This window comes from Staphylococcus pasteuri (assembly GCF_030547725.1).
In the GTDB taxonomy this organism is placed as follows: domain Bacteria; phylum Bacillota; class Bacilli; order Staphylococcales; family Staphylococcaceae; genus Staphylococcus; species Staphylococcus pasteuri.
The window spans coordinates 1-11997 of the sequence record NZ_JAUOQO010000004.1; the positions used below are offsets into that span (position 1 = coordinate 1).

Annotated in this window: 10 protein-coding genes and 1 pseudogene; 9 read left to right on the forward strand and 2 right to left on the reverse strand. The window is 32.3% G+C overall.

Annotated features, from left to right (window positions below):
* A pseudogene (locus Q4528_RS05035) lies at positions 1–367 on the reverse strand (hypothetical protein); the annotation flags it as partial.
* 74 nt (positions 368–441) lie between these two features.
* Between Q4528_RS05035 and Q4528_RS05040 the strand changes: the two are divergent.
* The 9 genes from Q4528_RS05040 to gtfB all read left to right on the forward strand — a co-directional run bounded on the left by Q4528_RS05040 (position 442) and on the right by gtfB (position 11266).
* Complete coding sequence (locus Q4528_RS05040) at positions 442–579, forward strand: hypothetical protein (RefSeq protein ID WP_303520748.1); 138 nt, start codon at positions 442–444, stop codon at positions 577–579.
* Entirely contained in the window at positions 576–941 is a 366-nt protein-coding gene (locus Q4528_RS05045) for an LPXTG cell wall anchor domain-containing protein (protein ID WP_303520750.1), read from the forward strand. The genes Q4528_RS05040 and Q4528_RS05045 overlap by 4 nt, the downstream gene beginning before the upstream one ends.
* Positions 942–1059: 118 nt before the next feature.
* On the forward strand, positions 1060–2268 hold the full coding sequence (secY2, locus tag Q4528_RS05050) for an accessory Sec system protein translocase subunit SecY2 (protein WP_046467396.1): 1209 nt from the start codon (positions 1060–1062) through the stop codon (positions 2266–2268).
* 10 nt (positions 2269–2278) lie between these two features.
* Positions 2279–3829: an accessory Sec system protein Asp1 gene (asp1, locus tag Q4528_RS05055; RefSeq protein WP_046467234.1), complete on the forward strand. Its 1551-nt coding sequence runs from the start codon at positions 2279–2281 to the stop codon at positions 3827–3829.
* Positions 3829–5397 carry an accessory Sec system protein Asp2 gene (gene asp2 / locus Q4528_RS05060; protein ID WP_046467235.1) on the forward strand — a complete coding sequence of 523 codons (1569 nt, stop codon included), beginning with the start codon at positions 3829–3831 and terminating at the stop codon, positions 5395–5397. Before asp1 ends, asp2 begins: the two co-directional genes overlap by 1 nt.
* Positions 5387–5968: an accessory Sec system protein Asp3 gene (gene asp3, locus Q4528_RS05065; RefSeq protein WP_046467236.1), complete on the forward strand. Its 582-nt coding sequence runs from the start codon at positions 5387–5389 to the stop codon at positions 5966–5968. Before asp2 ends, asp3 begins: the two co-directional genes overlap by 11 nt.
* A gap of 35 nt (positions 5969–6003) precedes the next feature.
* Positions 6004–8400, forward strand: a complete 2397-nt coding sequence (gene secA2 / locus Q4528_RS05070; protein ID WP_072291840.1) for an accessory Sec system translocase SecA2 — start codon at positions 6004–6006, stop codon at positions 8398–8400.
* A gap of 15 nt (positions 8401–8415) precedes the next feature.
* Entirely contained in the window at positions 8416–9933 is a 1518-nt protein-coding gene (gene gtfA, locus Q4528_RS05075; protein WP_046467238.1) for an accessory Sec system glycosyltransferase GtfA, read from the forward strand.
* Positions 9926–11266, forward strand: coding sequence for an accessory Sec system glycosylation chaperone GtfB (gene gtfB, locus Q4528_RS05080; protein WP_303520753.1), 1341 nt, complete (start codon positions 9926–9928; stop codon positions 11264–11266). Before gtfA ends, gtfB begins: the two co-directional genes overlap by 8 nt.
* A 74-nt stretch (positions 11267–11340) precedes the next feature.
* Here the strand turns inward: gtfB and Q4528_RS05085 are convergent, their stop codons facing one another.
* A complete protein-coding gene (locus tag Q4528_RS05085; protein ID WP_046467240.1) occupies positions 11341–11814 on the reverse strand; it encodes an arginine repressor in 474 nt (157 codons plus the stop codon).
* Positions 11815–11997: the final 183 nt, after the last annotated feature.

Sequence of the window (11997 nt, forward strand, 5' to 3'; positions counted from 1 at the left end):
GTTCGACTAGCACGAGTACGTCACTTTCTGATAGTACGAGCACTTCGTTAAGTGAATCATCTAGTACGAGCACGTCACTTTCTGACAGTTCTAGTACGTCATTGAGTGGTTCGACTAGCACGAGTACGTCACTTTCTGATAGTACGAGCACTTCGTTAAGTGAATCATCTAGTACGAGCACGTCATTTTCTGACAGTTCTAGTACGTCATTGAGTGGTTCAGCTAGCACGAGTACGTCACTTTCTGATAGTACAAGCACTTCGTTAAGTGAGTCATCTAGTACAAGTACTTCTACTTCGGATAGTACAAGCACGTCATTAAGCGGTTCGACTAGTACGAGCACGTCTATAAGCGATAGTGCAAGCACTTCAACGTCTGATAGTACTTCAACATCAACATCTATAAGTCAGTCACAAAGCCATACAAATAGTACTTCATTCAGTGATTCAACAAGTGCTAGTACGTCTACGTCTGAACCAACAAGTCATAGTGATTCAACTAGCGATAGTAGATCAGCAAGCAATAGCCATAGTACGTCTGAAACACCAAGTCATAGTGACTCATTCAGTCATTCAATGAGTGGTAGTAACTCAACTAGTAGTAGCACATCAACATCTTCGTCTATTAGACCAAGTGAAAGTGCATCTACATCTCAAAGTCAAAGTATGAGTACATCAACATCAGACAGTACATCTCAATCTAACTCATCAAGCATGAGTACATCATCTAGTGAGGCAAATATCATTGATCCAACACACCAATCATCTGAAACACAACATCACAATACTAAAGATGATTCAGAAGCATTACCTGATACTGGTGAAAATGATAACCAATCTAAAGGATTATTATCTGGACTATTGTCATTGATTTTTGGTCTTGCTATATTTAGAGAATCTAGAAAAGATAAAAAAGATCGTAAAGAAGATAAAAATAACTAAGTAAAATAAAATAGAGGCGAAAGCATTATTATTTCAAAGTACTTTAATGACTACTAAATAATGAGCGCTTTTGCCTCTTTATAATCATTTTAAGAAGAGGATTATTATGGGAAATAAGATGAACTTCAAAAACATTAAAAATATTGAATATAAAATTTTATATAAACGGATTCTTTTCACCCTAATGATTATTTTCATATACATATTGGGCAGTAATATTAAAATTGCTGACATGAAATCATCACCACATTCACAAGGTTTTCTGAATCTAGCCATTTCAAATGTTGGTGGCGATATTACAACTCTAAATCTATTCTCATTAGGTTTAAGTCCATGGTTAACTACAATGATTATCATGACTTTACTCACTTATAGAGATATTGAAAAAGGTCAAAAACAAACTCGACTAGAACGTAGTTACAAAGAACGCTTTTTCACTATTTTATTAGCCATTATCCAAGGCTATTTCATTTTAAGCGAGTATATTAATAAAGGTATGATATATCATGCAAACTTTGCTTTATTGTTACTTATCCTATTAACAGGAACAATGTTACTTGTATGGTTAGCTGATCAAAATACAGTTTATGGAATTGCTGGGCCGACGCCTATTGTACTAGCAAGTATTATTAAATCTATTTTTCAAAATAAACAATTCGAGCATATTGATGGAATAACTATAATCATAGGTGGCATTGTGCTTTTTGTCGTACTTGTACTTTTATTATTTATAGAGTTAATTGAATATCACATGATTTATAAAGATATTATGAATATTAGTACGTCTCAAAAGGATACTTACGTTTCTTGGAAGTTAAATCCCGCTGGAAGTATCTCAATCATGTTTAACTTTTCATTATTTTTCTTAGTAGGCGTATTAGTCCATTTAGCTGGTAGATGGATAACAGGTAATGCTAAATATCGTCCTTCATTTTTGGAATTGGATAATCCATTAGGCGTTATTATTTTCATTGTGATGCTCATTGTTTTAAATTATTGTTTATCGAGAATGATGTTAAATGTGAAACGTATAGCTAAAGATTTCCAGAAAAGTGGTAACTATTTTGAAGGTATTTATCCTGGTAAAATGACCCAACATTATTTAAATCATAGAGCTAAGCGAATTAGTGCAATTGGTGCATTTGTCATTGGATTCATTATTAGTTTACCTTTAATTAGTTCGATTTTTATATCTGGTATTTCAGCACAAATTTCGATATTCACTCAATTTATTATTTTGATTTACATTACGATTAATATTGTAGAAACAATACGAACATATTTATATTTTGATAAATACAAATCATTTTTAAACAAATATTGGTAAGGAGTAAGGTATGAAATATTTTGTTCCAGCTTGGTACAACGGAGATAAATGGTGGCGTAATCTTAACCAGCCATTTTACTTAAAAAGTGCAATGATTGAATTTGATGATTCTATTAGTTTAATGTCTATGCACGAAAAAAACGACGAACCTTTCAAACTTTTACATTTAAGTTTTAACCCAAATTTGCGTTTATTTTTGCATAAATATGATTTATATGAAGCGAATGTTTGGTCACTATTTGATGAGATTCAAGATTTCGATCAACTACCATCTCGATCATTTCAATTTGAAGATTTAGAGTGGCCTGAGAATACAGAATTCTTTTATTCACCTTATTTAATACAAGCTATGAAAGATAACTATGAATCTCGCATTTATTTCAATCAAGATGGCTATCTAATAGTAGTAGATGATTATGAAAACAGTATACGTGTACGCAGATATATATTCGATGAACGTGGTTATTTAAGTGCTATACGTTATTACTCAGAAGGTAAAGAGGCATTTCAAGATTATCTAACCGCTTCTGGTGACGTGATTTTACGCGAGAATCTCGAAACAAACCATGTTGAAGTTATGTCCAACCACCAATATAAGTTCAATTCAAATTCCTATCCATCAATGGTTGAGTTAATCGAAGAACGTTTTAATGCATACTGTAATGATGAAATGAATTCGAACGATCAACTTATTGTCGCATCAAATACTTTGCATAATAAAATATTCAACACTATCAGACCTGACGTTCGTGTATGTTATTCCGTTTTTAATAAACGAAATCATACAATTGATGAATCCTTTATTCAAACTATGGCTCACAGTAATAAATGGATTGTTGATACTAAAGAAAATGAAAAAGCATTGAAAAATCTAATTACGAATCAATCATTAAGTCCTGAAATATTAAGACTCACCCCTTTCGATACTCAAACATTATCCAATCTTAGTAGTCAACTAAATGAAACTTACATTGGTCTTTGGATAGATGACATGAATGATAATGATTTACAAAACGTATTACATCATATAATTACGTATCTTAAACGCCATACATCATACAGATTAATCATTTTAACTAAAAAGGATGCTACGCAACTTGAGCAATGGTTATTGAATTTAATTAATGATGTTAACGAAAGCTATAATGAATCTGATGACAATGACCTTGCCAAATCAGAATTAGTACAAGCAAAAGAACCTGAGGAATTTGAAGAACTGATTCAAATTCAATCAGTCCCATTTGAAGAGGATTTGATTAAACTATTATCACGTCTAAGAATTGTGATAGATTTGAGTGCTGAACCTAATTTATACTTACAAATTTCAAGTATCAGTGTTAGAATTCCTCAAATCAATATTCATCAAGGTAGTTATGTCATACATCTTGAAAATGGCTATATCATTCATCAATATGATGATGTTCCATTTGCATTAGATTACTTTTTAAGTACATTAAAGCATTGGAATCACGCTTACACTTATAACACTAATATGATTAATGACTTAGGATCTGGTCATATTATCCAACAACTTGATCGATTTTTAGAAGGTGAGAAATAATGCCACGAAAATTTAAAGCATTACAAATTGGTGGTTCTGATTTAGAACATTTATTTAACCATAGTCCAGAAGTATCTTGGGATTACTTTGATCCGAAGTTGTTCGAATTTGAAAGTAACTATATTGAAAGTATTGAGGAAATTGTTGAAGAGAATGGACAATTCGATCTAGTCTTTATCCAAACCAATTTAACTGATCATTTAGCTAACTTAATTAACATTGTTAGTCGTCCTTATAATACGCTTGTAGATGAAATTTATTGGCCAAGTGGATATGAAGAATTAGATTTAGTACAAAAATATCTTATCCGCCCTATTCATTACAATACAACTGATGAATTACACGATAAACTATTGTCGATTTCATTTCCTGGGCAATATGGGGATAAGGTTAGTCCTGCTCTTACCCATGTGTTTTCACCTAAACATATAAATGTGACTTACTTTGGAAATAAAGAAATACAATTCCAAGGTGATTTTGGTGACCATTTCATACCTATTCTTAATTGGCAACAAAATCTTATCTATGATAAAGATAAAGTCATAGAAGTATGGCCAGAATTTCATACTGAAGGCGACGTAACATTAGAGTATACTTTCAGACTAGTATCATTTAATCCAGAAGAAGGTATACTTGAAACATTTGTGCTGAGTGAAGAGGAACTTAAGGAACCACTTTACTTAAGACGTCGACCGTACTCTGCATATATTTCAACGTCCGTCAAAGCGAAAGGCAATGGCACTATTCATATTGGTGCAGTTCATAAACGTCTGTCACATATTGAATTTGGTCATCTCCTTCTAGGTAGCGAACGTTTTGTTGATGAAAAGCGAGAAGAATTCTTTTATTACTTTAATCCTAGTGATTTTAAGCCACCACTTAATGTTTATTTTAGTGGTTATCGTGAAGCAGAGGGGTTTGAAGCTTTCTACCTAATGCAACAACTAGGTGCGCCCTTCTTATTAGTCAGTGATCCACGTATTCAAGGTGGCGCATTCTATTTAGGATCTGAAACTTATGAAAATGGTATAAAACAAGTCATTAATGATACATTAAATCAACTCGGTTTCAATAAAAGTGATTTAATCTTATCAGGATTATCCATGGGTTCTTTTGGCGCTTTATATTATGGTGCACAGTTAAATCCTAAAGGTATTAATGTCGGAAAACCATTAGTCAATGTTGGTACAATTGCAGAAAATATGAAGTTATTGCGACCTAATGATTTCGAAACGTCTTTAGATATCGCCCTATCATCTAACTATCAATTGTCTGACTCAAATGAAATAAATCATATAAAACAATTAGATAATAAATTTTGGAACGTTTTTTCCAATAGTCATATTAGTGATACAACTATTGCAATCACCTATATGGAAAACGATGACTATGATCAATCTGCGTTTGAAGACTTGTTACCTATATTCAGTCAACAGAATGTCCATTTAATGAATAAAGCTGTGCCAGGACGACATAATGATGACACACCTACCGTAGTTAATTGGTTTATGAACTTTTACCATATATTACTTAAAGATCATTTTGGGAGAGACAGTCATGCAGAATAATCAAAAATTAGAAGTAAGATGGCGAAAAGTAACACGTCATACTTATCAACACGGCGCTACAATACAATTCCATGATAATTACACATATTATGAGAACCAATTGATGCCCTCAGGATTGCAAATCAATTTATGGGAACCTTCAACGTTATTTGATAAAGATGGACATCCGCCTAAACTTCCCATGTTAAAAAGAGGCTATCATTATCATATTTCGTTAAATATCTCAGCAGTTCCTGAGCATAGTGTGTATGTTATTGTGACTTTTTATTTAAAGAATGGCACTCAACTTGAACAAGTCATTATCAAAGAAGATGAAAGTGAATTTAAATATCCTAATGAAGCATATAGTTATGACATTCGACTTATGAACGCAGCATGTCATCATCTTAAATTTAAAAATATTATATTAACCGAATTAGACCATGCAACCGAGATGAGTGATTCTCCAAAGGAACCTCAAGAAAATATTAATGATAATAACAATGACAATCAGACTTCACAATCACATCAAAACGTGACATTGGTCAATCAAATTATGCGACATACTCGTATGAATAGTGATTATAATTAATCTTCGCAATATCACTAAATGAAAGGAGGATAACTATGAATCTCAATGTAAATACCGCCATTAACCATATTAGACTAAAAAAACTATACAAATTGTTGAATCAAATCAATAACTATAGTGAAGAAATGAAGCAACTCACTGACAGCCAATTACAACAAAAAACACTAGATTTTAAACAGCGTTTAAATAGTAAACAGAATACGCTCGATGATTTATTACCAGAAGCCTATGCCGTTATACGTGAAGCTTCACAACGTGTATTAGGTATGTATCATAAAGACGTCCAAGTATTAGGTGCCATTGTGATGCACCAGGGCAATATTTCTGAAATGCAAACTGGTGAAGGTAAAACATTAACGGCTACCATGCCTTTATACTTAAACGCCTTATCAGGCAATTCTGTTTTTCTTATTACAACTAATGATTACTTAGCAAAACGTGACTATTTAGAAATGAAACCGTTGTATGAATGGCTAGGTCTCACTGCATCATTGGGATTTATAGAGAATCCTCAAGGTCCTATATCTAACCAAGAGAAGCAAGCGTTATATAACCATGATATTATTTATACTACCAACGGAAATTTAGGGTTTGATTATTTAATCGATAACTTAGCAGATACTAAAGAAAGTAAATTTTTACCTGAATTATACTTTGGCATCATTGATGAAGTAGATTCAATCATATTAGATGCAGCTCAAACACCACTAGTCATCTCTGGTGCACCAAGAGTTCAATCTAACCTATTCGAAATAGTTAAAGCATTCGTCGCAACACTTGAAGAAGATAAAGACTTTAAAATGAAAAAGACCAAACGTGAAATTTGGCTAACTGAAGAAGGCATTGAAAAAGCAAATACTTACTTTAATGTACCAAATATATATGGAGGTCCATATTTAGATTTAGTAAGGAATATTAACCTTTCCTTACGTGCTAAATACCTGTTTGATATTAATCTAGATTATATTGTTATGGATGGCGAAATTATGCTGATCGACCGTATAACAGGTCGTATGCTACCAGGTACAAAAATGCAAGCCGGACTCAATCAAGCATTAGAAGCAAAAGAAAACTTAGATATTTCAGATGATATGAGTGTCATGGCAACTATCACCTTCCAAAATCTGTTTATGCAGTTTCAACGATTTTCAGGGATGACAGCAACTGGGAAACTAGCTGAAAAAGAATTTTTCGATTTATATTCAAAAATTGTTATCCAAATTCCAACTTCCAGACCAGTTATAAGAGAAGACTTGGCTGATAGAGTATTTGTTAATGAAGACATTAAAAATGATGCCATATTAGAAGAAGTGATTAATTATCATAAAGAACAACGACCTGTCCTTCTGATTACACGAACTGCAGAGGCAGCAGAATACTTTTCAACTGAATTATTTAGTCGTCATATTCCAAATAACCTATTAATTGCACAAAACGTTGCTCGTGAAGCACAAATGATTGCTGAAGCAGGTCAATTAAGTGCGGTAACCGTTGCAACAAGCATGGCTGGTAGAGGTACTGATATTAAACTTTCAAAAGATGTACATGCTCTTGGTGGCCTAACCGTATTAATTAATGAACATATGGAAAATAGTCGGGTAGATAGACAATTAAGAGGCCGTGCTGGACGACAAGGTGACCCAGGTAAATCACAAATTTTTATTTCTTTAGATGATTACCTAGTACAACGTTGGAGTGATTCAAAATTAAAAGACAATCCAACATTAATGAAACAAGATACTGATTATCTATCCGATAGCCCTACTTTTAATAACAAAATCAAGCGCATCGTTAAAAAGGCTCAACGCATTTCTGAAGAAGAAGGAATGAAAGCACGTGAAGCTGCAAATGAATTTGAGAAAAGTATTAGTACACAACGTCAGTTAATTTATAGCGAGCGTAATCGCATATTAGAAAGTGAACATTTAGATACATTAGACTATGACAGTATTGCACGAGACGTATTCAATCATCACTTTAAAAATTATAAAAATAAAAATATAACTGAAAACGACATCACCAAATATATTTATAAAAACTTAAGTTTTAGCTTTAATAAAGATGATTTTGAAATTCATAACCATGATTATGAAGCCATTATCGAGTTATTAATTTCTCAATTTAACCACCAACTAATGCTAAATAAAAATAAGATAAATGATGAGGAATTATTCCAACAATTTCTTAGAAAATCAGTACTCAAAGCGATAGATTCTGCGTGGATAGAGCAAGTAGACTACTTACAACAATTAAAATCAAACGTAAATCAACGTCAAAAAGGTCAGCGAAATTCCATTTTTGAATATCACAAAGTAGCCTTAGATTCATTCAAACAAATGGAAGATATCATTAAACATAGAATTATTAGAAACTTATGTTTAAGTATAATCGATCAACAAAAAAATAATGACTTAACAATTCATTTCCCATAGAAAGGAGGTCTATTGATGACAATATATAATATCAACTTTGGTATAGGTTGGGCGAGTAGTGGTGTTGAATATGCCCAAAGTTATCGTGCCAAAATGCTTCGCCACTTAAAAGATGATGCAAAATTCATATTTTTAGACTTTATTTCATCAGAAAACATACAAACGTTAACACAAAATTTAGGATTTAAAGATAGCGAAGTTATTTGGATGTATCAATATTTTACAGATATTCCAATCGCCCCTACGACGTATACTTTAGAACAGCTCAAACATGATATTGGAAATACCATTACACGAATTGAAGTAGATGCTCAAGGTAAAATCCAACGTCTTTATTTAGATCATCAATCACAAACTTTTGTGACTTGTTATATGAAAAATGCAAATGAATCTTATGTTGATCGTGCTGAATTTGTAGTTAATGGTATGCTTATTCGTAAAGATTTCTATAGCTATGTGCGTGTCTTTTCTGAATACTACGCACCTTATGACAACTATGCGAAACTATATATGCGACAATTCTATAATGAAAATGGCACTATTGCTTATCAAGAAATCATAGATGGCGATGCGCGTTCTTATATATTTAAAGATGCACGTTTTTATAGTAAAGAATCTTTTGTTGCTTATTTTATTCAACAATTAAATTTAACTAATCAAGATATAGTAATATTAGACCGAGCCACTGACATTGGACAAGCTGTCCTACAAAATAAAGGTCAAAGTCGTGTAGGTGTCGTCATTCATGCTGAACATTTCAGTGATAATATCACAGATGATACTAATATATTATGGAATAACTATTATGAATATCAATTTACCAATGCAAAGTACATTGATTTCTATGTCGTTGCTACAGACCTACAAAATCAAATATTGTCTGAACAGTTCCGTCACTATACTGCAGACCGCCCTCGTATCAGAACAATACCTGTCGGAAGTCTCAATCAATTAAGTTTACCGAACGGACATCGTAAACCATACTCAATACTAACCGCTTCCCGATTAGCATCTGAAAAGCATGTGGATTGGATTGCACTCGCAGTTATTAAAGCGAAACAATCTTTACCACAATTGGAATTTGATATATATGGTCATGGTCCTGAAAGTGATAAAATTCAACAAATCATACATGATTATCATGCTGAAGATTTTATTCACTTACGAGGTCACGTTAATCTTGATGACATTTATTCACAATATGAATTATTTGTATCTGCCTCACAAAGTGAAGGATTTGGATTAACACTTATGGAAGCTGTTGGTTCTGGATTAGGTATGATTGGATTTAATGTTAATTATGGAAATCCAACTTTCATTGCAGATGGTCAAAATGGTTACTTACTAGACAAACCGTCTAAAGACGAGTCCATTGAGGAGATTACTGATCGTATGGCTGCTAAAATAGTTCAATACTTTAAAAATGGTCCCAAAGACCCTCATCAGAAATCATATGATATTGCTGCGCCATTTGAGACCAATGAAATGATTAAAAGATGGCAACATTTAGTCGACGAGGTGCTATATGATTAATTTATTTGAATACTATAATCAACCAACACAATTATTACACCAAACATTAGAATTATCGGGTAATCAACATTTTACTATTTGTATCGAAGATGATGGATTCTTACCTGATGAAGTCACGTCTCCATATCAATTCTTTGCGGCTAATCAACTTCATGATAATGATCGTCCTAAATTCTTTAACGAAGTGAGTGTTCCCCCATTTTGGGAAATTAACGGTGATGGTCAATCAGCTCAAATTAAAGATATGGGTCATATTAGAGGTGAAATCGTTTATCGTCCACACTTTAAGACAAGGATTGTTAGTCGGGTAAGATGGCTAGATGATAAAGGGCGTCTACGTTCAGAAGATCATTATACAAAGAATGGCTTTAAATTTGCGGAAACGATTTATGATTTAGCAGGAAAAGCAATATTGAAGAAATATTTAACAAGAGAAGGTAAAGAAGTGATTTATGAGAACTTTGTTACTGGAGATTATGTTTTAGATTGGCAAGGTCAATCTCATTTCTTCGCTTCAAAAGTCGAATTTATCACATACTATCTACAACAAATTCAAGTCGATTTATCAGATATTATTATTAATTCACTATCTACACCTTTCTTAGTATTACATCATATGAATACAGCTGGTAGAGGTATCTTGTTCTGGCAAGAAAATAGTCAAGGCCATGTCCCAGGAAATATGTTGTCCTTACTTGATAATACATTGCAACGTGTATTCTCTGTCATGATTCCTGACTATAAAGAATATGACACTATCGTTTCGCAACTTAATCAAGAACAAGCTTTAAGCGTATTTCAATCTGGTTATTTGTATGATTTTAATAAAACTAATCAATATTCAAATCATGCGTTAATTCTGACAAATTCTGATGATATTCCACAACTTGAGACTTTAATTATTACACATCCAAATATACAATTTCACATTGCTGCTGTGACTGAGATGTCTTCCAAATTAATGGGATTCGACCGATATCATCACGTACATCTATATCCGGCAGCTACAAAAGATATTTTTGAAGCACTATATCAACGATGTGATATTTATCTTGATATTAATCAAGGAAATGAAATTGAAAATGCTGTTACTCGTGCTTTCCATCATCAACATGTCATCTTTGCTTGGGACGAAGTGATACATCAACGTACATTTATTGCACCAGAAAATATATTCACTTTGTCTGATGTGGAAACATTAAATCAAGTATTAACTGATATCACTTCGAATAAACAACACTTTGATCAGCATCTTGCATATCAAGCGAGACATGCAAACCAATCAACAGTAGAAGATTTTACCAACACAATGCATCTTGCATTACATGAATAAATTCTAATAAATATGTTAAAGGCCACTTCTATTTCAACTAAAAATAGAAATGGCTTTTTGTATACTTATTCATTTTAAATTACATCATTATTATACGTCTCTCCAAACAATTGATAATGAACAAACGCTGCAAGTTCTGTTGATTCAACTAAGATGAGTATTGTATCATTGCCTCCCACTGTTCCTAACACTTCATTTAAATTCATTTGATCAATATAAAAATTCACACTTTGTGCAAATCCGGGAGACGTTTTAATAATAAGATAATTATCTTTAATCGTTACCTTCTCAATTTCTTCTTTATATAAGTTAATAAGTTTTGTTTTTGCTTCATTTTGAGCATTATCATTAAATTTACGATAATAACGTTCATTATTTGCAGAAGGCATTTTATAGATTTTCAACTCATTTAAATCTCTTCCAATCGTTGCCACACTATATTTAATACCAAAATGTTTATCGATATAATCTACAATTTCAGCTTTCGAATGAATGTCATTGTCCTTAACGATTGTTGATATTAAATCTAATCGTTTACTTTTTTTCATATTTTATACTCCTTTATCTGCATATTTTATAAAATACAGACAAAATACGTCCCAATTACCATAACAAATTTCCCTTCAATGATATGTGAAGTTTTTCTCATAATTAACATTTATTATAAACTTTTTTATAACAATATTGAAAATGTTTATTAAAATGTATAATTAATTACTCTCTCATGACTA